Origin of the sequence: Sphaerisporangium rubeum, from assembly GCF_014207705.1 — a bacterium.
GTDB classification, from domain to species: Bacteria; Actinomycetota; Actinomycetes; order Streptosporangiales; family Streptosporangiaceae; genus Sphaerisporangium; species Sphaerisporangium rubeum.
Map to the genome: position 1 here is coordinate 6,211,884 of NZ_JACHIU010000001.1, position 21,676 is coordinate 6,233,559.

Annotated in this window: 16 protein-coding genes and 1 pseudogene; 11 read left to right on the plus strand and 6 right to left on the minus strand. The window is 67.8% G+C overall.

All coding sequences use genetic code 11. The annotated features are described in order from the left end of the window. Window positions 1-15: 15 nt before the first annotated feature. The 5 genes from BJ992_RS32325 to BJ992_RS26240 all read left to right on the plus strand — a co-directional run bounded on the left by BJ992_RS32325 (window position 16) and on the right by BJ992_RS26240 (window position 6,605). A complete protein-coding gene (locus BJ992_RS32325; protein WP_221474986.1) occupies window positions 16-192 on the plus strand; it encodes a hypothetical protein in 177 nt (58 codons plus the stop codon). Next, window positions 189-1,295 (plus strand): histidine kinase, encoded by a 1,107-nt coding sequence (locus tag BJ992_RS34420; RefSeq protein ID WP_221474987.1) that lies wholly within the window; start codon window positions 189-191, stop codon window positions 1,293-1,295. Before BJ992_RS32325 ends, BJ992_RS34420 begins: the two co-directional genes overlap by 4 nt. 74 nt (window positions 1,296-1,369) lie before the next feature. Beyond that, window positions 1,370-2,065 carry a response regulator gene (locus BJ992_RS26230; RefSeq protein ID WP_184985448.1) on the plus strand — a complete coding sequence of 232 codons (696 nt, stop codon included), beginning with the start codon at window positions 1,370-1,372 and terminating at the stop codon, window positions 2,063-2,065. Window positions 2,066-2,551: 486 nt separating this feature from the next. Continuing rightward, window positions 2,552-3,457 (plus strand): SIR2 family protein, encoded by a 906-nt coding sequence (locus BJ992_RS26235; protein WP_184985449.1) that lies wholly within the window; start codon window positions 2,552-2,554, stop codon window positions 3,455-3,457. A gap of 619 nt (window positions 3,458-4,076) precedes the next feature. Further along, window positions 4,077-6,605, plus strand: coding sequence for an FxsB family cyclophane-forming radical SAM/SPASM peptide maturase (locus tag BJ992_RS26240; protein ID WP_184985451.1), 2,529 nt, complete (start codon window positions 4,077-4,079; stop codon window positions 6,603-6,605). Here the strand turns inward: BJ992_RS26240 and fxsT are convergent, their stop codons facing one another. Beyond that, on the minus strand, window positions 6,606-9,134 hold the full coding sequence (gene fxsT, locus BJ992_RS26245) for an FxSxx-COOH system tetratricopeptide repeat protein (RefSeq protein ID WP_184985453.1): 2,529 nt from the start codon (window positions 9,132-9,134) through the stop codon (window positions 6,606-6,608). A gap of 205 nt (window positions 9,135-9,339) precedes the next feature. On the opposite strand from fxsT, the gene BJ992_RS26250 reads away from it, so the two are divergent. Beyond that, entirely contained in the window at window positions 9,340-9,495 is a 156-nt protein-coding gene (locus BJ992_RS26250; RefSeq protein ID WP_184985455.1) for an FXSXX-COOH protein, read from the plus strand. A gap of 116 nt (window positions 9,496-9,611) precedes the next feature. Continuing rightward, window positions 9,612-11,558, plus strand: a complete 1,947-nt coding sequence (locus tag BJ992_RS26255; RefSeq protein ID WP_184985457.1) for a tetratricopeptide repeat protein — start codon at window positions 9,612-9,614, stop codon at window positions 11,556-11,558. Here BJ992_RS26255 and BJ992_RS26260 read toward each other — a convergent pair. The 5 genes and pseudogenes from BJ992_RS26260 to BJ992_RS26280 all read right to left on the minus strand — a co-directional run bounded on the left by BJ992_RS26260 (window position 11,494) and on the right by BJ992_RS26280 (window position 17,067). Next, entirely contained in the window at window positions 11,494-12,297 is an 804-nt protein-coding gene (locus BJ992_RS26260) for a hypothetical protein (RefSeq protein ID WP_184985459.1), read from the minus strand. The genes BJ992_RS26255 and BJ992_RS26260 overlap by 65 nt on opposite strands. A gap of 88 nt (window positions 12,298-12,385) precedes the next feature. After that, entirely contained in the window at window positions 12,386-12,646 is a 261-nt protein-coding gene (locus BJ992_RS34585; RefSeq protein WP_425503704.1) for an ATP-binding protein, read from the minus strand. Between the two features lie 202 nt (window positions 12,647-12,848). Then, window positions 12,849-13,115: pseudogene (locus BJ992_RS34590) on the minus strand (histidine kinase dimerization/phospho-acceptor domain-containing protein); the annotation flags it as partial. A 180-nt stretch (window positions 13,116-13,295) separates the two neighbouring features. Then, on the minus strand, window positions 13,296-14,420 hold the full coding sequence (gene hppD / locus BJ992_RS26275) for a 4-hydroxyphenylpyruvate dioxygenase (RefSeq protein ID WP_221474988.1): 1,125 nt from the start codon (window positions 14,418-14,420) through the stop codon (window positions 13,296-13,298). A 223-nt stretch (window positions 14,421-14,643) separates the two neighbouring features. Beyond that, entirely contained in the window at window positions 14,644-17,067 is a 2,424-nt protein-coding gene (locus tag BJ992_RS26280) for a glycoside hydrolase family 3 N-terminal domain-containing protein (RefSeq protein ID WP_184985463.1), read from the minus strand. Window positions 17,068-17,416: 349 nt separating this feature from the next. On the opposite strand from BJ992_RS26280, the gene BJ992_RS26285 reads away from it, so the two are divergent. The 4 genes from BJ992_RS26285 (at window position 17,417) to BJ992_RS26300 (ending at window position 21,457) form a co-directional block, all read left to right on the plus strand. Continuing rightward, window positions 17,417-18,775: an extracellular solute-binding protein gene (locus tag BJ992_RS26285; RefSeq protein ID WP_343072857.1), complete on the plus strand. Its 1,359-nt coding sequence runs from the start codon at window positions 17,417-17,419 to the stop codon at window positions 18,773-18,775. Next, window positions 18,772-19,707, plus strand: coding sequence for an ABC transporter permease subunit (locus BJ992_RS26290; RefSeq protein WP_184985465.1), 936 nt, complete (start codon window positions 18,772-18,774; stop codon window positions 19,705-19,707). Before BJ992_RS26285 ends, BJ992_RS26290 begins: the two co-directional genes overlap by 4 nt. A 4-nt stretch (window positions 19,708-19,711) precedes the next feature. Beyond that, window positions 19,712-20,596 (plus strand): carbohydrate ABC transporter permease, encoded by an 885-nt coding sequence (locus BJ992_RS26295; RefSeq protein WP_184985467.1) that lies wholly within the window; start codon window positions 19,712-19,714, stop codon window positions 20,594-20,596. Between the two features lie 495 nt (window positions 20,597-21,091). After that, window positions 21,092-21,457, plus strand: coding sequence for a hypothetical protein (locus tag BJ992_RS26300; RefSeq protein ID WP_184985469.1), 366 nt, complete (start codon window positions 21,092-21,094; stop codon window positions 21,455-21,457). Window positions 21,458-21,676: the final 219 nt, after the last annotated feature.

Here is a 21,676-nt window from a genome sequence, read left to right on the forward strand (position 1 = left end):
ACGACAATGGACCCCGTGAAGCCGACCAGCACGGGGGATGCCAAGCCGGACCACGCGACCCCACCCCGCCAGGGGGACACCGAACCACACCGCTCGACCCTGGCCCGCACCGGGGACACCGAGCCGCACCCCGCGACCCTGACCCGCACCGGGGACGCCGAGCCGTCGCCGCGGCGAGAACGGACCACGTGAAGCCGGCCGGACGTCTCGCGGCCGGGCCACGCCGGTACCTCACCGGCGGTCCGCTGCGGCTTCTCCTGGCCGGTCCACGGCGGCTCGCTCTCATCGGCCGCGGTCTCGTCGACGAGCCGGACCGGCCGCTGGTGGCCGGGGTGGCGCTCGGTCTGCTGTCGACCGTCGAGACCGTCATCCGCACCGACGTGGTGATCCGTCCCATCGCCATGCTGCTCGGCCTCGCCGCCACCGTCCCCCTGGTCTTCGCCACACGGTACGTCGCACCGGCCGCCGCCACCATCACCACCGCGACTCTGCTCACCGCACTGGTGTACCGCTTCGGCCCCGCCGTGACCGGCGTCGCGGCGCTGCTCGCACTGTGGCTCCCCCTGCTGCGCCGCCGGGCCCTGCGCCGCCGGGCCGAAGCCGCCGAACGCGACACCGAACGCGAACTGATGGAGACCCGGCTCCTCGAACTGACCGCGCGCAGCGAACGCGCACGTATCGCACGCGAGCTGCACGACGTGGTCGCGCACCACATCTCCATGATCTCGGTGCAGGCCGAGGCGGCCCGCCTGACGTCCCCCGGCATGCCGGAGGAAGGCGCGATGCGCCTGCGTGCCATCGGCGACACCGCACGCACCGCGCTCACCGAGATGCGCCGCCTGCTCGGCGTGCTCCGCGAGGACACCGAGGACGAACCCCCCACCCGCCGTCCCCAGCCCGGCCTCCAGCAACTGCTCGACCTCATCGACCAGACCCGAGCCGCCGCCAAGGTCAACACCCGGCTCATCGTCCGCGGCGAGATCGTCCCCCTCGACCCCGGCGTCGAACTCACCGCGTACCGCATCGTCCAGGAAGCCCTGACCAACGCACGCAAACACGCACCAGGCGCCGCCATAGACGTGGAGGTCCGCTACACCCCCGACTGGCTGCACGTCCGCGTACGCGACATCGGCCCCGGCCCCTCCACCGCCAGGAAGAAGACCAACGGCTACGGCCTCCTCGGCATGCGCGAACGCGTGGCCGCCGTCGGCGGCAGACTCCACACCGGCCCCGCCCCCGGCTCCGGCTTCCTGGTGGAGGCGGCCCTCCCCACCACCCGAGCCGGCCACGACTGACCCACACCAAGGACCCCGATGCCCCGACCCACCACCCCCCGCCATGACGACCGCCTCGGCGCGGAGGTCGCGCCGTGACCAGGGACCGCCAGGTACGCGTAGTGGTCGCCGACGACCAGGAGGTCGTCCGCGCCGGCTTCGCCGCGCTGCTGGACATCCAGCCCGACCTCACCGTGGTCGGCACCGCCGCCGACGGCGCGGAAGCCGTTGCCCTGTGCCGCGAACACCACCCCGACGTCGTCCTGATGGACGTCCGCATGCCGACCATGGACGGCATCGAGGCCACCCGCCTCATCACCACCGACACCACCACAGAGAACCCCCCACGCATCCTCATCCTCACGACCTTCGACCTCGACGAGCACGTCTACGACGCCTTGGTCGCAGGCGCCAGCGGCTTCCTCCTCAAAGACGTCACCGCGGAACGCCTCTTCGACGCCGTCCGAATAGTCGCCTCCGGCGGCGCCCTGCTCGCCCCCGGCATCACCCGCCGCCTAATCAGCGAGTTCGCCCGCCTCCGCCCCCGCATCACCTCCCCCCTGCTCGCCGAACTCACCCCAAGAGAAATCGACGTCCTCCGCCTGATGGCCGAAGGCCTCACCAACGCCGAAATAGCCCCCCGCCTGGTGGTCAGCGAAGAAACCGTCAAAACCCACGTAAGCCGAGTCCTCCGCAAACTAGGCCTCCGCGACCGCGTCCAAGCCGTGGTCACCGCCTACGAATCCGGCCTCGTCACCCCCCGCTCGGAGAACCACACCGGCACCCGCTGAACCCACGGTTTCGCCGCGGCCCGCGACGGCGAGCCGCCGACGATGCCGATGGCCCACCGCCGGCCGGCTATGAACGATCTTCACGTCTCGCCTAAGCCGTGGCCGATAACGCGCTCCGCCATGCCGGCCGGTCTCCGACGTGACCGATGCGGCATTTAACGTTTACGCTTGCCACATATGGCATCACCCTCCAGAATCGCTACAGAAGCGAGCAATACATTTGGAGAGGCGTTAAACAGTGATCGAGACTTCCGGAACAGGGGAGTTCACCACGGCAAGCGAGTAGGACATATACGACACAAAGCAATCAACCGCACGTCATCTGTCGTGCGAGGCCTCCTCGGTGGCCGGTTCACATCCGCCGCCGGAAAAGCATCGGATTCCTCGTTCGATCACCGGCGAGACGACGACGTGAACTTCGCTGCGACAAAGCTGCCTGCACGCACTCTTCCCCGACTTCCGGGTTGACCCCTTGGGAGCGCATACGTGAGCGGCACGGGGCCCGGTGGGCTCAACGACGCTGACTGGGATCGGCTCCTCGATCAGCTGCAGCAGGGCGACTGCACGCCGTTCATCGGCGCGGGGGCATGCGGCCGGAGCCTACCGACCGGCTCTGAGCTCAGCCGACGGCTCGCCGACAAGTACGGCTATCCCTTTCCCGACGGCCGTGACGACCTCGCACGCGTGACGCAGTACATGGTCATGGAGAACAGCAACGACGCGGTCTACGTGAAGAAGCGCGTGCGCAGGGAGCTTGAGGAAATGGCCGGCGAAGATCCCGACTTCACCGATCCGCTCGAACCCCATGCTCTCTTGGCCGACTTTCCCATCACGACCTATCTCACGACGAATTACGACGACTTCCTCGTGCGCGCGCTCACACAGGCCGGTAAGCGGCCACAGCACGCCATCTGCCGGTGGAACACGGGGCCGGATCGAGTCAACGGATCATTCGCCGCGAGCGTGGACTGGAATCCACAACCCGAGCAACCGCTGGTTTATCATCTCCACGGCAGCCTCGAGCACCCCTGGTCCATGGTCGTGACCGAGGACGACTACCTGGAGTTCATCACCAGGCTGGCCGCGGACCGCGAAATCCTCCCGACGGCGATCCACGAGGCGCTCACCGCGAGACCACTTCTCTTCATCGGCTACGGCCTGCGTGACGCCACCTTTCGCTACCTGTTCAAAGGCCTCCAGAGCGCGGTCCCGGTGATCAACCAGCGAGCACACCTCAGTGTCCAGCGACGTCCCTGGCACGACGGCACACCGCAGAAACTCGAACAGGCGACCATCGATTACTTCTCGAAGTTCTACGGGAGATGGCGTATCTCCATTTATTGGGGCACGCTCGATGAGTTCGTGTCCGAGTTGCGGCGACGGATGGGGTAGGAGATGCCTCCCAAGAATCGGTCACAACAGACAAAAGCGTCATGCGCCATCAACTGCGTATTTTATGGCCTCACTACCCCGTATCCGCTCTCCGGACCACTGGAGACGTTCACATGCTGAACAGCACGGTGTTTTTTTCGCCAAACCGGCCAGCCGGAAGGCGTCGTTCACTAAATTTTCCCCATGCCGTGCGCCTGTCCGGTGCTCCCTGAAGGGCCGCACCCCACCCCTCAGACCACGTTCGACCGTCTCGACGGCCACGCGAGCGCTCCGGGTTGACCCCGGCCTTCTGAGCACAGGCCTGCCGCGCACCGGTCGCGATCAGGCGCCGGACAGTCCCGCCATCGGCGCCGCGTCAGGCCGCCTCCGGCCGAGGGCCCGCCGTCGAAGCCCCTTCGCGGCGAGCCCCTGTCATCCGGCCGCCGCCTTGCCAGGATTTTGCGATCACTCATGTTGCGACGGTCCGGCGAACGGTCTATCTATCCACCATGACCACCGGCCTCAAAGAATCCGGACAATTCCGGCTGTCCACCGTTCCTTCGCGTGCCCATGATCCGGCTGCCTACTCGGACTCACCGTGCGACCGTCCTGGGCCATCTGTAATGGAGAGTGACCGACCATGCCGGAATGGCCCGCCGATCTGAACGTCGGCGAACTCATGGCCTCGGGCTGGCGTCCGACGCCTTTCCAGCAGTTCATCCTCAAGATCCACAGCCGTTGCGACCTCGCATGCAGTTACTGCTACATGTACGAAATGGCGGACACCAGCTGGAAACGCCGTCCCAAGCGAATGCCGACGGAGGTCGTGGCCGCGGCGGCGGCGAGAATCGCCGAGCACACCCGCACACACGGCCTGTCCTCCGTCGAGGTGGTCCTGCACGGCGGGGAGCCGCTCCTCGCCGGAACAGATGCCATCCGGGACATCGTCACCCGCGTCCGGGCCGCGAACGGCACACGAACGCGCGTCGACTTCACCGTGCAGACGAACGGCACACTGCTCGGTCCCGCCTATCTGCGGCTGTTCGACGAACTCGGGATCCGGGTGGGAGTGAGCCTGGACGGTGATCGGGACATGCACGACCGGAACCGTCGTTTCGCCGGCGGCCGTGGCAGCCATGCCGCCGTGACGCAGGCGCTTCGACTGCTCACCGGCGCCGAGTACCGCCACCTGTTCGGCGGACTGCTGTGCACCATCGACCTTCGCAACGATCCGATCGCCACCTACGAGGCGCTTCTCGCGTTCGATCCGCCGAGCATCGATTTCCTGCTCCCGCACGGCAACTGGTCGGCACCACCCCCGGGCCGGGCCGCCGATCAGGAGCTGAGGCCCTATGGTGACTGGCTCACCGCCGTCTTCGACCACTGGCACCGCACCCGTCCCCGGCGGACGAGCGTCAGGATGCTCACCGAACTCATCAACCTGCTGCTCGGCGGCGAGTCGTCCACCGAACAGCTGGGGCTCTCCCCGGCCGCCATGGTGGTGATAGAGACCGACGGCGCCATCGAGCAGTCCGATTTCCTCAGATCCGCCTACGAGGGTGCGACCGACACCGGGCTCACCATCTTCGGCAACTCACTCGACGAGGTACTGCTCCTGCCGGGTTTCGCCGCTCGCCAGATCGGCGAACAGGCGCTGAGCCCGGCGTGTGCGGCCTGCTCTGTCAAAAGCGTCTGCGGTGGCGGCCTGTACGCGCACCGCTACCGCGAGGGCCAGGGGTTCGCCAACCCGTCCGTCTACTGCCCCGACCTGCTTCACCTCATCGGACATGTGCGGAAGACGATCGAGGCCGACCCCCCGGCAGGGTCGGAACACCACCGCCGATCAGAGAAAGGGAGCACGATGAAAGTCGCCGAACATCGGATCTCAGCCGGGATGTTCTCCGCCATCGCCACCGGAGGCGGAGGAACGGCCGCGATATCCCATCTCCGTGACGTCCAGCACAGCAAGCACATCCTGCTGGTCCGTGCCGTGATGGCCGCCGCCAGAGCGAGCGATCACCCCGACGCGGCCCTGACCCGCCGGGCCTACGACCTTCTCGCCACCATCCAGCGGCATCATCCCGATGTGGTGGATCGCGTGCTGCGGCACCCCGCGGCCGGCGCCTGGGCTCGTCAGACCATCATCGGCGTACGCGGCAACGACCCGTCGGCCGCGCCGGCGCAACTGGCCGGGCTCGCCGCCTCCGCGGCGATTCTGTCCGGCACGGTGTGCGACATCGACGTACCGGCGGTCCACGGCGTCGTGACACTCCCCGGACTCGGCCAGGCCAGCCTCTCCCCCACGGTCACCACGGCCACCGTCCAATGCCATGCTCACGGCGCCGAAGTCACCGGCGGCCACATGGTGGTGACCGTACCCGAGGACCCGCACACCGACGGCCCCGGATGGACGGGGCTGCGTGACCTGTCGGCCACCGCGGACGGCCACGCCATGCGCATCGTGATCGACGACCTGGACCCGTACCGCATGCCGGGGGTGGCCAATCTCGGCGGACGGCTCACATCGGCGGAGGTGCGGCAGTGGCAGACGCTGCTCGACGACGCCTGGAGAATCCTCGTCCACCACCATCACGAAGTGGCGGAGGAAGTGGCCGGCGCGATCACCGTGTTCACCCCGCTCAAGCCACCGGCGCGGGGTCAGTCGAGTGCCACGTCGCGTGAGACGTTCGGATGCATCGCGCTGTCCACCCCGCCCGACCCCACCACCATGGCCGTGACGCTGGCGCACGAGACACAGCACGCGAAGCTCTCGGCGCTGCTCGACCTGGTGCCGATGACCAAGCCCGACGACGGGTCCCGGTTCTACGCGCCATGGCGGGACGACCCCCGTCCGGTGTCCGGGCTTCTCCAAGGCGCCTACGCGTACCTGGGGGTGACCGATTTCTGGCGCAGACAGCGTCGCGTCGAGACAGGTGAGAGTGAAGTCCACGCCGCGGCGGAGTTCTCGCGCTGGCGTGCGTCGGCGCACGCGGTCACGCGCACGCTGCTCGGCAGTGGACGGCTCACCGCACCCGGCGAGCACTTCACGTCGCTGATGGCGGAGAGACTGGAGGCGTGGCGTGACGAAAGCGTCGCCGACGCGGCCAGTGCTCTCGCCATGCGGCGAGCGGAGCGGCATCTGACGGCGTGGAACGACCGCAACAGGTGATCAGAGGGCAGGCGGATCGAAGTCGAAGTCGAGACGCTCACCGCTGGTCGCCACCACGACGTCCGGGTGCTCGGTGCCGAGCACCCGGCGGTACCGCTCAAAGGTGTCGGCGGCCAGCGCGTCGGCCCGTTCGCTCTCACCGCTGCGCCGCAGGTCGATCACCAGGTTCGAGGCACCCGCGAGGGTGAGCGGGTGATCCTCGCCGAGGAGTGCGCGCAACCGGCCCAGTGTGCTTTCCCCCAGTCGCCGTGCCGATTCCACGTCGTCCATGGTGGCCAGGTCGCTGGCCAGATTGATGGCGCAGGTCAGCGAGTAGTGGTGCTCACGGCCGAGTTGCGCGTCGAACCCGTCGAGCGCCGCGCGGTCCCTGGTGAGCGCCGCCGCCGTGTCGCCGGTCACGCGGAGCAGCAGGGCGAGATTCATGTCGCACCCGTATCTGAAGGGATGGGTGTCGCCGTAGGCCCTCGGGTAGCGCTCCACCGCGTCCATCAGCAGGTCCAGGGCCTCCTCGCCTGCGTTGGTGGTCCGCAAGGCGTTGGCCAGGCACAGCGCTCCGGCGAGCGTGTCGGGATGGTCGCGGCCGAACAACCGCTGCTCCCGCTCGAACGTATGCCTCGCGATGTCGAGCGCCTCGTCGGTGAATCCGGCGCGACGTTTGGCGATCGACAGATCTTTCGCGGTCTTCAAGGTCCACACGTGATCGGCCCCGAGCTCGCTGACCCCGTACTCGTAGGCGTCCTCGCCGACGTCGCACGCTTCGAGGTAGTTGCCGCTGAGCCTGAGCACGCGAGCCAGGCCGTTCCAGGCCGCCAGCACGTTCAGCTGGCTGGACCCGGCCACCGGATTGTTACGCCACTGCCGGAACGTCTCCTCCAGCAGCTCCTGCGCTCGCGCGTAGTCGGCCAGGAGAAGGTAGTCGACGGAAAGGTTGTTCTTCACCCGCAGCGTGCGGCGGTGATGGGGGCCGTACATGTGGGTGTGCTGCTGCAGCAGCTCCTGGTCATGATGGAGGGCCTCGGTGAACTGGCCTCGTGCCCGCAGGTCGGCCCCATGGACGTTCGCGAGCGCCAGGGTCTCGGCGTGGTCGGGCCCGAGCTTCTCCCTCATCCGCGCGAGATTCTGCTTGTTCAGGCGGTAGGCGTCCGGAAAACTCCCGAGGGCCCACAGGATCGCTCCGAGGTGCCGCCGCATCACCATGACATCTCGATGGTCCTCCCCGTTGTCCGTTCGCCACCGGTCTTCGAACCTCTGGGCCAGGATGCCGGCGAGTTGCAAATCGCCAGAGGTGTAGAGGTAGCGCGTCACGTCGATGGCGAACTCTCTGATGAGCGGGTGCGGGCACAGTTCCACCTTGGCAGGCGACATGTGCGACAGCAGCGCCGCGTACCGCGGCCAGGCGGCGGGGTCGTCGGGGTGTTTCGGCGCGAAGGCGGCCAGCAGCAGGTGGACCTCGTGCCGGAACTCTTCGCGATCGTCCTCCGACAGCTCCTCGCGGAGCAGGGCCTGGACGAGACGGTGCAACTGGATTGTCCTGTTGTCGGAGTCGATCCGGATGAGCGCGTACCGTCCCAGCACTCGGATGGCCTTGCTCAGCAGGATCGTGTCGCCGAGGATCGTCTTCAGCCGGGATTGCTCGGCCAGCTCGGCGGGGAGCTCTTCGAACACATCACGCGGGATGGGGTCCGGTCCGAAGAACGCGCAGCATCTCAGCAGCTCGACCGCTTCCGGGAGCCGGGACGCCAGCTGGGCCAGGGAGATGGACCACGCGGCGGTCATCGAGAGCGGATAGTCCGCCGGCTTGTTGGCGTCGAGCAGCCGGGCCGTCTGCCGGGCGAGCAGGCCGAGATACGTCTCCACGGACATGCCTGTCTCGACCTGCAGCGCGCCGGCCTGCTCCAGGGCCAGTGGCAGATCTCCCAGCTCCTCCGCGAGCCTGTCGGCATCTTCGTCGGTCGTCGTGCCGGGCAGGCGCTTGCGCAGGAACTGGATGCTCTCCTCACGGCTGAAGACGTCGACGGCGACCGTGTCCACCACCCCTTCCCACCGATAGTTGCGAGAGGTGATCAGGACATGTCCGCGGCCCCTCGGCACCAATTCGTTGATGTCCTCGGGTTCGTCGGCGTTGTCGAAAATCAACAACCATCGCGAATAAGGGTCACCGCGCCGCAAAGCGTCCAGAACGGCATCTGAGGCGTCCGACACGGTTCGCGTCATGGACGCCGGAAGGCCGAGATGAGGCGCGAGGCCGGCCAGGGACGACCGGATCAGGTTGATCTGGTCCGCCGGAACCCACCAGACCAGGTCGTACTCATGGCGGAACCGCCATGCGTACTCCATCGCGACATGTGTCTTTCCGACACCGCCGAACCCGTGGAGCGCATGCGGGACGACCGCGGTGACGTCGGAGGTGACCGACTCGTGCAACTTGTCGAGCAGGTCCTCACGTCCAGTGAAGTTCTTGTTCCGCTGCGGGACGCGACCCCAGACCCTGGGCTCAGGCGCGTGTCCGGTCGATTGTGGGGTCGACACGTGAGACCGCCTCCACTTCACTGATCGGTACGACGTTAACTTGATCCAGCCAAATGAACCAGGCGAACTACTGCAAGTAGACAGTCTCTCTGAGTCTCAGTAATCTGGACCCGAGTTCACAGATCCCTTGATGCTAGAGCCACGTCCATCCCGTGTGAAGATATTAGCAAGACGAGAGAATCCCATGAGAGAGCATCTTTCCAAGGTGGGCGAAGAGCTGGGCGAGGCCCTCATCGACGTGCACCGTTCACCGCTCATCGAACTCGACGTCCTGGACGACTCCGTCGTGGATCAGGCCTTGCGGCACGTCTTCAAAGGCAGTGACAGCGGCCCCGTCGCAGGGTTCACCGCGAGCATATAGATCTCCACCGTTCCGTCACTTTTGCGGGAAAAGGTTGTCATAAAAGCACTTCATACCGATCGGCACCATGTCGGCCGCATGCGCTGACCCTGTGCAGCACTCCTCAGGAGACGCCGATGACCCCACCAATTGCGCCGTATGTCGGGTTGCGTCCCTATCAGGAAGCCGACCACGACCTCTTTTTCGGACGTGATCGGGAGGCTCGGGAACTGGCCATCATGTGGCAGGCCACCGGGCTGACGGTTCTGTACGGCGCGTCGGGGAGCGGGAAGACCTCGCTGCTCCAGGCCGGCGTCGTCCCGAGGATCGAGACCACCCGAGCCGATCTTCTGCCGCTCACCAGGGTCAGGCCGTACAGGACCGCGCAGGGCAATCCGTACGTGCTGGGCCTGCTGTCCGGGCTCGCGCCGGAGCAGCCCATGGAAGCGCTCGCCGGCTGGACGATCTCGGAGTTCCTCAAGGCGCGGCCCGAGCGCCGGGACCGGTACGGGGACCCCATGCCGGTGCTCATCGCCATCGACCAGGCGGAGGAGTTCCTGGTCGTGCCGCCGCACCACGAGAACGACCGCGACGCGTTCCTTGGGGAACTCGCGAAGGCGGTGGCGGAGAACGACGGGCTCCACCTGCTTCTCGCGCTCCGGGAGGAGCACCTCGCGAACGTCCTGCCGCACGAGCGGAGCCTCGGCCCCGGTTCACGTTCGCGGTTCCATCTGCCGCCGTTGACCCGGACGGCGGCGCTGGACGCGGTGACGCGGCCCCTTGAGAGAACCACTCGGTTCTTCGCGCCGGGTGCGGCCGAACTGCTCATCGACGATCTCCGCTCGGCCACGTTCGTCAACGACGAGGGGACCATCTCGCGCGTCGAGACCAAGACCGTCGAACCGGTGCAGGTCCAGGTCGTCTGCTCCGCCTTGTGGAGTTCGCTCGAGCCGGACCTGCGCGAGATCAGCGTCGAGCACGTGCGCCTGCGGGTCGATGTCGATCGTTTTCTCGTCGGCTTCTGCCGGCGGATGCTGGAACAGGTCGCCACCGAGTTCGAGCGCACCCCTGGTGAGATCCGGCACTGGCTACGCAGTTCCTTCATCACCGAGCACGGCACCCGCAACAGCGTGTACCAGGGACTGCACGAGACCGCGGGGATGCCGAACGAGATCGCCGCGGCTCTGGAGAGCCGTCACATCCTGCGCGGCGAGTACCGGCTCGGAATCCGCTGGTACGAACTCCAGCACGACCGGCTGATCAGCGCGATCCGCACCATAGCTCCGCCGGCGGAAATCCTGGAGGACGCGCGTCAGGCACTGGCGCGAGCGGACTTCGAGACCGCTCGCAGACTTGCCGACGAGGCGGTGCGGGGAACCGTCCTCGGTGACGCCAGGGTCGAGGGAGAGGCGCACCTCATCCAGGGTGAGGTCGCGGTGGCGCACAAGGACTTCGCCGCCGCGAGGAGCGACTTCGAGCAGGCGGCGGAGGCCTTCGCCGGCCTCCAGCAGTTCGACAAGGTCGCGGACGCGCTCGTCGCCGACGGCCGGACGTGCATGGCGCAGGGAGATTACCGCCGGGGAATGGACCAGTTGACCTCGGCACTGAACTGGATGCCGAACCATCCGATGGCGCATCTCGCGCTGGGACAGGCCCTGTGGCGCTCCGGACAGCCAGGCGCGGCCCTCGCGCTGCTCAACGGCGCCGTGGCCCTGTCCAAGGGGCCGGCGCCGGACGCACTGGAGCTGCGCGGACAGATCCTCGCCGACCTGGGACGCTCCGGAGAGGCCCTGCGCGATCTCAATCGTGTGCGGCACCACCAGCAGCCGGGGACTCTCGCGGCGCGTGGGCTCGCGCTCGCGGCCGACGGACGACTCGACGCCGCGGAACAGGAGGTGCTGGACGCGCTCGCGGTCGGCGCCGACAGCGGGCCCGTGCTGGTGCGGTCGGCCCGCGTCTACGCGTACCTCGGCCGGCGCGCGCGCGCGGAGGAACTGGCCAGGCGTGCCCTCCGTGCCGTCAATCCCGCGCTTCCCCCGCATCTCCGGACGCTCGCCGGAGAACTGGCCCGGAGTTCGGCGTGACCGCCGCCTCCCACAGGTGCTCGAACTGCTCGATCCAGTGGCTGTACCAGCGCTCGCTCCGCTCCGGCGTCAGTTCCAGGTGCATGCGTGCGAAAGTGGACTGGTTCCGGTAACCGTGTATCTCCATGATCACCCGGCCGTGCGTCGTCTCCGGATCGATGATCACGAGGCTGAATCCAGGATTGTAGGGAAAAAGGCGGTAGTCGAAGCTGCCGGACACCTGCCATCCGAGCATCGTCTTCAGGCGCTCGCTCATGGTCTCCAGAGCGGCAGGCAACCGCTGCACCTGGAACCGGACCGACTCGTCGAGCTGGCGTGAGGCGATGCTCACGGCTTCCCGCTCGCGAGCATCCAGGATTATCACCCGCACAGAGCCACCTTTACGGGTGAGCACGCTCGTGCGCAGGACCTCACAGGTATGCGCGGACAACAGATTGACGGCGGACGGCGCGAAGATCCGTACGTCTCTGGCGTTCGCGAAGGCCACCGGGATCGGGACCGAGTCGAAAGCAGCCCTGTCATGCAAGAAGTCGGCTTTCTGATCCCGCTCGTCGGGGATCGTGAGCCGGTACACCAATAATCCGACTCCGGATAACAGCGCAGCCCATTTAAGACTTATCGGCACCACATCTTCCACAACCGAGACAACGGCGAACGCTCCAGCCACGCACGTTATGACATACGCCTCGATGTTCTTGCGCGCCTTCACGTCCGACGCGATTCTGCGCAACGCTCTCATGATCGCCACCTCATCCCTCAATGAACCGTTCACCACAGCCGAGAACCTCGGGCTCGACTTCCTCATCTGTGCCCGGTCTGTATCGCATTCAATAGTGGAATGTGATCCGGACGGACCGGCTGCCGGTTGTTCGCGGACGGGCCTCAATGGTGGCGTGGTGTGCCTCGGCCATGGCCTGGACTATGGAGAGGCCGAGGCCCAGGCCTTCCGCTCGGCCGGTGCGTTCGGGTTCCAGGCGTTGGAAGGGCTTGAAGAGGCGTTCCACAGCGCCGGCCGGTACTTCCGTTCCGGTGTTGGTCACCTCGATCACCGGATGGCCGTCCGGCGCGGTGCGGGTGATTAGTGCCATCGGAGTGGTTGTGGCGGAGTGCGTTGTCGATGAGGTTGGTGATGAGGCGTTCGGCCAGAACCGGGTCGCCGGAGGCAGGAGCCGGGGTGATGGTGAGAGTGAGGGATCGTGAATCGGCTTCTTGGATTTTCGTTCTGAGGACCTGAGCGGTCAGGGCCGCCAGATCGAAACAGGTGTGGGTTTCGAGACCTTTCTGGCCGCGGGCCGGCGTGAGAAGGGCTTCTATCAGGCGTTCCTGTTGGGTGCCGGCTGCCAGGACGCGGTGGTGGGCCTCCTTGAGGGAGTCGGGGTCGGTGACGGCGAGTTGGCTGAGGACTCTTTGGCGGGCCAAGGGGGTGCGGAGTTCGTGGGAGACGTTGGCGATGAACTGGCGGTGGGCCTGGAAGGAGGATTCCAGGCGGGCCAGGAGATCGTCGAAGATGTCGCCGAGTTCTCTCAGTTGGCAGCAGGTCGCCGTCGACCACCGCAGGGGTGGATTCCTGCACGAGCCGCATGTTGTTGTCCACGACCCGCTGGACGGCCGACGTCGCCTCCCCGGGGGCCGGTGGTTCCGGACCCCCCCTGGATGCGCAGCACCATCTCGTCGCCTGGCTCAGCACGCCGAACCAGCCGGCCAGGTGGGTCGCGAGGCCCGCGTAGTGCCGCGTCCTCAGAGGTCCTCGCGAGGCGCCGACCGGTCGACCGCCTCGTACAGCGCCTTGATGTTGTTGCTGCCGAAGGTCCGCGCGCCGCGCCGGTCGATCAGCTCGTAGAACAGGGTGCGCCGCGGGTGCTCGGACCGGGTGAAGATCTGGAGCATGACACCCCAGTGGTCGCGGTCGGCGAGCACGTTGAGTTCGCGGAGCGTCGCGAGCGGCACCCCCACGGCGCCGAGGCGGTCGTCCAGCGCGTCGTAGTAGCGCGACGGTGTGTCCAGGAACCGCACCCCCGCGGCGGAGACGTCGCACACCGACCGCGTGATGTCGCCGGTGCGGAACGCGATGTGCTGCACGCCGGCCCCGCCGTGCGCGTCGAGGAACGCGTCGATCTGGCCGGGGTCCCTTGTGGTGTCCGGCTCGATGAGGGTGAACGTCACGGTGCCGGACTCGTTGGCCACCACCTTGGAGTCCATGGCCTGCTTGCCGACCTGGATACGCTCCTCGAAGGTCTGCGTGAGGCCGAAAACCTCCACGTACCGGCGCACGGTCTTGTCGAGGTCTCCCGCCGGCACCAGGACCGCGAGGTGGTCCACCGCCTCCAGCAGGCCGCCGGGTGACGCTACGGCCGTCTCCTCGACGACGCCGGGGTCGAACGGCGTGTCCGGTGTGTCGCGCGAGGTGAAGCGCAGCTCGACGTCACCGAAGCCGCGCACGGAGGCGAAGGTCGCGCTCGCGCCTCGCCGGCCGTGGACGACCGGCGGGGCCATCGGGTACGCGCCGCGCTCGACCGCCTCGGTGAAGGCGGCGCGCGCGTCGGCGACCGCGACACCGACGACGGCGACCCCGTCGCCGTGCCGTCGCACGTACTCGGCGGCGCCGTGGTGGCCGTCCACCGCGGTGGTGACCACAAGTGTGATGCCGCGCTGGCGCAGCAGGATCGAACGGCGACCCGTCAGGCCGGTCTCCGGCCCGCCGCGGCCCTGGACCGTGAAGCCGTACGCCTGCTGGAGGCGTGCGGCCACCTGTTCGCCGTCCTCCACGTACAACTCGAGATGGTCGATCGAGGTGATGTCCATTGCGTTGCCCTCCCTGGACACGTTCTGTGCGGTGGAGCGTTCGTACGTGGCCGTGGTCATCTGATCGATGGAGCTGTCCGCGGCCGTCCGGCCGTTCGGTTCCGGCATCGGGACGGCGGTGTGCGTGACCGCGTCCTCAGAAGAAGTTCACAACAACGGCCGTGACGAGGGCCAGAACAGCGGCCGTCACCAACTTGAGGGACGGCGGCCGTCCATGCAGGTCCGGCCCTCTTCTCTGATGAGAAGAGGGCCGGTAACGATACGCGGGTGAGCAGGTGGCGGATCAGCCGGCGGCGACCACCTCGACAGGGGTGCTGAGCCTGCGGTCGTGGCCGACCTCGCGGAGAGGGCCGGTGAGTCGGATGGTGCCGTGGCAGGGCAGGTGGCCGGCGGAGGTTCCTACGAGGATCTCGATGTCGCCGGGTTCGACGATGCGTCGCAGGTCGCGGCCGGTGAAGGCGGTGCGGTCGGCGTGTACGTGGAAGTGGACCCGCTTGGTCTCGCCGGGGTTCAGGTGGATGCGTGCGAAGCCGGTGAGTTGGCGTACCGGACGTGTGACCTGTGCGACGGCGTCGTGCAGGTAGAGCTGTACGACTTCGCCGCCGGCGCGGCCGCCGGTGTTGCGTACGTGGACCGACACGGTGAACTCGCCGTCGGTGGGGACCTCGGTGTCGCTGATGGTGAGGTCGCCGACCTCGAAGGTCGTGTAGGAGGCTCCGTAGCCGAAGGGGAAGAGCGGTGTCGGGTCGAGGTTGCTGATGTCGCCGCTGTCCGCGCCGAGGGGCGGCTGCAGGTACGTGCCGGGCTGGCCGCCGATGCCGCGGGGGATCTGGACCGGCAGCCGGCCTTCGGGCTGCAACCGGCCGGACAGCACGCCGGCGACCGCCGCGGCGCCTTCCTGGCCCGGCATGAACGCCTGTACGAGGCCGGCGCTCACGGCGTGCGCGTCGCCGAGCGCGTAGGGACGGCCGGAGACGACGACCACGACGACCGGCGTGCCGGTGGCGGCCAGTTCGGCGAGCAGTTCCGCCTGTACCCCCGGCAGGCGAAGGTCGTCGGCGTCGCAGCCCTCACCTGAGGTGCCGTGGCCGAACAGTCCGGCGAGGTCGCCGACGACGGCGACGCACAGGTCCGCGGCGCGCGCGGCCCGCGCCGCCGCGGCGAAACCGGAGCGGCCGGGTTCGCGGACGTCGCAGCCCTTCTCGTAGGTGAACTCGGTGTCCGGCAGCTCGGCACGAAGCGCGGCGAGCACACTCGGGGCCTCGACGCCGAGACCGAGTTCGGGGTGACGGGGCAGCACGTGGTTGGGGAACGCGTAGCAGCCCATCATGGTGCGCGGGTCGTCGGCGACCGGGCCCACGACGGCGACGCGGGCCGGCGCTTCGCGGCCCTCGCCGAGCAACGGCAGCGCGGTGCCGGCGTCGAGCAGGATGACGGACCGTTCGGCCATCTCACGGGCCAGTTCGCGGTTGGCCGGCGAGTCGAGGTCGGTGCCGCCGGCCGCAGCCACCGAGCCCTCCGGGGTCCAGTCCGGGTCGAGCAGGCCGAGCTCCACCTTCTGGGTGAGCAGCCGGCCGGCGGCTCGGTCGATCAGGGACTCGGGGACCTCGCCGGAACGTACGCGCTCCACCAGGTGGGGGCCGAACCCCAGGGTGTCGGGGAGTTCGACGTCGACGCCGGCGGCGAGCGCCTGCACACCGGCGTCGTCGGTGTCGGCCGCCACTTTGTGCATCGTGGCGAGGAACGGGACGGCCCAGTAGTCGGACACGACGGTGCCGGTGAAGCCCCACTCGTCGCGCAGCAGGTCGGTCAGCAGCCATGTGTCGGCCACGGCGGGGACGCCGTCCAGGTCGCAGTAGGAGTTCATCACCGAGCGCGCGCCGCCGACGGTCAGAGCCGCCTCGAACGGCGGCAGGATCATGTCCATCAGCTCGCGGCGGCCCATCGGGACCGGGCCGTGGTTGCGTGCGGCGCGTGAGGCCGAGTACCCGGCGAAGTGTTTGAGCGTGGCGATGATCCCGGTGCTTTCCAGGCCGCGCACGTACGCCGCGCCGAGTGTCGCGACGAGGTAGGGGTCCTCGCCGATGGTCTCCTCTACCCTGCCCCAGCGGTAGTCGCGCACCACGTCGAGCACCGGCGACAGACCCTGGTGCACGCCGACGGCGCGCATGTCCCTGCCGATGGCGGCGGCCATGCGCCGTACCAGTTCGGGGTCGAAGGTCGCACCCCAGGCGATGGCGGCGGGGTAGACGGTGGCGCCGTACGCCGTGAACCCGGTGAGGCATTCCTCGTGCACCAGAGCGGGGATGCCGAGCCGTGAGGCGGCCACGATCTGCCGCTGGAGACGTACGACCTCGGCGGCGCCTTCCACGGGGGTCACCGGCGCGCTGCCGTGCACACGGGTCAAATGTCCGAGCCCATGGCGGATGGACTCCTCGAACGGCACCGTGCCGGAGGCCGCGAAAACGTCCTGCATGGGGGCGACGTTCATCGCCGTCGTATCATCGCCGGCGGGTGCGGCGGGCTGTTCCTGCTCCTCGTCGTGCTGCATCGCGTTGCCAGGCCAACGGCTCCCGAGCTGGGCGACCTTCTCCTCCAGGGTCATCTCCGCGAGCAGAGCGGCGACCCGGTCGGCCACGGGGAGCGCGGGGTCCTGCCACGGACGGAGGACCTCGTCCGCCGCGGGTGTCCGGTCTAGAGCCGTCATCTTGCTGCTCTCCTTAGGAACGAATCCAGCACGAGTTTCCGAAACATTTCGGTGCCGTTGAGCGACCCGAGCGCGACCTTTCCTCCATCACCATGGTGAAAGGAGCTCGGTGCAAACGTACTCCTACCTGCACATCGGTCACGCATGGCCCCAGAGCCGTCAGAGGTCTTGACACGCTCACGGTCGAAATCTAGATTGCGTCCCGCGCGGTCATGTCGCAAATGTTTCGACAAATCAACTTTTGAGAGGACCGGACGTAGCGGCAACGGGAGGTAGTTGATCCTGGACCGCCGGCCACCGTGATGGACGAGCCGCGGCCAGCCCCCGGCACTGGAATACGGAGAAAAGCGTGGAGCCCAGGACAACCTCTCGCCGCAACTTCCTCGCCCTTTCGATGGGCCTGCCCCTGGGAGCCGCGCTCGCCGCCTGCGGCACCTCCGGGCCGTCCAGCCCCGGTGGCGGCGCCACCGGCGGCGGTGGTGGCGGCGCCGGCGGCGCGAACACCACCTACTGGTACATCACCGGTCAGCCGCAGGAAGGCATCCGCGGCAACACCCTCAAGCGCTTCAACGACGCGAACCCGAACGAGAAGATCAAGGCGACGACCTTCCAGAACGACGCCTACAAGACGAAGATCAAGACGGCGATCGGCGCCGACCAGGCCCCCACCATCATCTTCGGCTGGGGCGGCGGCACCCTGCGCAGCTACGTGCAGGCCAACCAGGTCGAGGACCTCACCCCGTGGTTCGAGCAGAACCCGCAGGTGAAGGACCGGCTGTTCGAATCGGCGTTCGGCGCGGCCACCATCGACGGCAAGATCTACGCGATGCCGTGCGAAGGCGTGCAGCCGATCGTCATGTACTACGACAAGCGCGCCTTCGAGAAGATCGGCGCCGAGCCCCCCGAGACGTGGGGCGACATCATGGACCTGGTGCCGAAGTTCAACGCCAAGGGCATCGCGCCGTTCTCGCTCGGCGGCCAGTCCCGGTGGACCAACATGATGTGGCTGGAGTTCCTCTTCGACCGCATCGGCGGCCCCGAGGTGTTCCAGGCCGTGTTCGACGGTGAGAAGGACGCCTGGAACAACCCGGCCTCCATCGAGGGCCTCACCAAGATGCAGGAACTCATCAAGGCCAACGGCTTCATCAAGGGCTTCTCGTCCATCACCGCCGACTCCAACGCCGACCAGGCGCTGCTGTACACCGGCAAGGCCGCCATGATGCTGCACGGCAGCTGGACCTACGGCAGCATGGCGCAGGACGGCGGCGACTTCGTCTCCGGCGGCCACCTCGGCTACATGAACTTCCCGCCGGTGGACGGCGGCAAGGGCGACCCGAGCAACACCGTCGGCAACCCCGGCCAGTACCTGTCGATCTCCTCCAAGGCGACCCCCGAGCAGAAGGAGGTCGCCAAGAAGTACTTCGCGACCGCGATCCTCAGCGACGCCGAGATCAAGGAGTGGATCGACACCGGCGCCGTGCCGATCGTCAAGGGTGTCGACTCGCAGTACGCGACCGTCAAGGACGCGGCCTGGCAGCAGTTCGTGTACGGCATCTCCAGCAACGCCAAGTCGTTCGCGCAGTCGTGGGACCAGGCCCTCAGCCCGACCGCGGCCGAGAAGCTGCTCGACAACATCGCCAAGTTGTTCCAGCTCTCCATCTCGCCGCAGCAGTTCGCCAGCAACATGAACGCGGTCATCGGCAAGTGAGTACGACGCTCGCGCCCTCCGCCACGCGGAGGGCGCCGGCGGCCACCACGCGAGGCGGACGCAGTGTCGGCCTCGCGTGGCTTGCCGTACCGGCACTGCTGTTCTTCATCGCGTTCGCGGTGATCCCGCTCATCGGGGTCCTGCTGCTGAGCTTCAGCACGTGGGACGGGATCGGCGAGATCTCCTTCAGCGGCCTGACGAGCTGGCGCACCGTGCTCGCCGACCCGGGCCTGCCGCACGCGCTCTGGGTGACGTTCCTGGTCATCGCACTGTCCTGGGTGGTGCAGACGCCGGCGAGCATCCTGCTCGGCGTGTTCCTCGCCGGACGGCAGCGCTACCGCGCCGTGCTCTCGGTGCTGTACTTCATCCCGCTGCTGCTGAGCTCGGCCGCCATCGCCATCACCTACAAGGCGCTGCTCGACCCGAACTTCGGGCTCGGCGCCGGGCTGAACATCCCGATCCTCGTGCAGGACTGGCTGGGTGACCCGGTGCTCGCGTTCGGCGTCGTCATCTTCGTGGTGTCCTGGCAGTTCATCCCGTTCCACTCGCTCATCTACCAAGGCGGGGTGCGTCAGATCCCGCGCTCGATGTTCGAGGCCGCGCAGATGGACGGCGCGGGCCGGATACGGCAGTTCTTCAGCATCACGCTGCCGCAGCTGAAGTACACCATCATCACGTCCTCGACCCTCATGATCGCCGGCTCGCTGACGTTCTTCGACCTCATCTTCGTGCTCACCGCGGGTGGTCCGGCGGACGCGACCCGTGTGCTCGCGGTGGACATGTGGAAGCGCGGCTGGCAGGCCAGCCTCATGGGCCCGGCGAGTGCCATCGCGCTGATCCTGGTCCTCGTCGGTCTCGCCGTGGCGCTGCTGCTGCGCCGGGTCGGCGGCGGCTCGGCCAACGCCGGCGCCAGCCAGCAGGAAGGGGCCTGACGCCATGACCACCACCACCGTGTCACCGCCGCGCCGTGCCGCGCGGGGCCGCGAGAACCACACCGTCGCGAGCCGTCCCAACTGGTTCGCCGGCCTCGTCTCGCTGCTGTGGATGCTGGTCGTGATCATCCCGATCTACTGGATCGTGATCACCAGCCTCAAGACGCAGAGCAACTACTACGCGACCAACCCGCTGGCGCCGCCTGGCGAACCCACGCTGGCCAACTATCAGCTGGTCATCGAGTCGGACTTCATCCAGTACTTCATCAACAGCCTCATCGTGACCGTCGGCGCCGTCGTGCCCGCGGTCGCGGTGTCGTTCATGGCGGCCTACGCGATCGTGCGCAGCGCCGGCCGGAGCCGGTTCCTGCGGTCGGTGAACTCACTGTTCCTGATGGGTCTCGCCATCCCGCTCCAGGCGACGATCATCCCGGTCTACCTGATCATCATCAAGCTGCGGCTGTACGACAGCCTCACGGGGATGATCCTGCCGTCGATCGCGTTCGCGATCCCGCTGACCGTGCTCGTGCTGTCCAACTTCCTCAGGGACGTGCCGAAGGAACTGTTCGAGTCGATGCGCATCGACGGCGCGACCGAGCAGAGCATGCTGTGGCGCCTCGCGCTCCCGCTGACCCGGCCCGCCGTGGTCACCGTCGTCATCTACAACGCGCTGCAGATCTGGAACGGCTTCCTGCTCCCCCTGATCCTCACCCAGGACCCGAGCAGGCGCACCCTGCCGCTGGCGCTGTGGACCTTCCAGGGTCAGTACAGCGTCAACGTGCCGGCGGTCCTCGCGTCCGTCGTCCTCACCACGCTGCCGATCCTGCTGCTGTACGTCGTCGGCCGCCGCCAGATCCTCAGCGGGCTCACCGCCGGGTTCAGCAAGTAAGCCGGCGGCACCCGCGGCTCCGCCACCACGGCGATCCCCCATTTCACTGACACTCCCGTAGAAAACGGGAGTGTCAGTGTCGTTTCCGACAGCCACCGGTTTCTTCTCCTCCCGTACGGGACGTCACCGCTCGCGGGATCACCTGCCGATGCCTCGCGGAGCCGGCGCCTCCGCCGCCGCCGCCACCGGCCGAGCCGGGGAAAAGGGCAGGCCGCCGCAGACATTGAAGAAATATTTGACATGTCCATTATGCGAGTAAATACAATCGCTTTACCGACGCCACACGCTCCCCAGAACAAAGGGCTTTAATCATTACCGGCGGCCGACCACTCATCACCCTTACACCCGTTCGGCCATTGGGTAATGTCTGAGCGGACACAGTCGGTAATCACCGATCAGCAGGATTCGCAGAGAAGAATCTGTTTTCCGGTGGTTGACTCTAGGGAGAATTCGCATATGATTCGCCGCCTTCTGGTTACCACGGCGTGCATCGGGATGGCCGTCGTCGCCCCCGCGACGATGGCGTCCGCCGACGCGGCGGGGCACTCCACCCGCGCCAAGTCGGCCAAGGCCGCCTGCTGCACCACCGCCTGCACCACCGCCATTCCGGTGACCGTGCCGGTCCCCGTCGGCGTGCCGGTGGCCGCCGGTTGCTACGGCGCCTACGGCGCGGGGATCGGCTACGGCGCGGGGATCGGCTACGGCGCCGGCTACGGCGCGGGTATCGGCTACGGCGCCGGTTACGGCGTCGGCTACGGGGCCGGCTACGGCAGCGGCGGCGGCGTCGGCTACGGCGTCGGCTACGGCCGTGGTGGCCTCCTCGGCGTGGGTCTCGGCCTCGGCCTCGGCATCGGCCTCTGACCCGCACCACACAGCGAAGGCGGCGCCTCGCGGGCTTCGGTCCGCGAGGCGCCGCCTTTTGTTGTCCCGCTCGTACGAGCCGAAGGCCGGTCCAGGTGCGAGTCAGGCCGTGTCACACGCCAGTTCTCCTGGCGCCGGCGCCGGCAACCGTCGAGGCCGCTCGGTGCCGGCGCCAGGAGGCCGCGTACGACTAGCGGCCGGCCGGGTAGGTCACCGCGC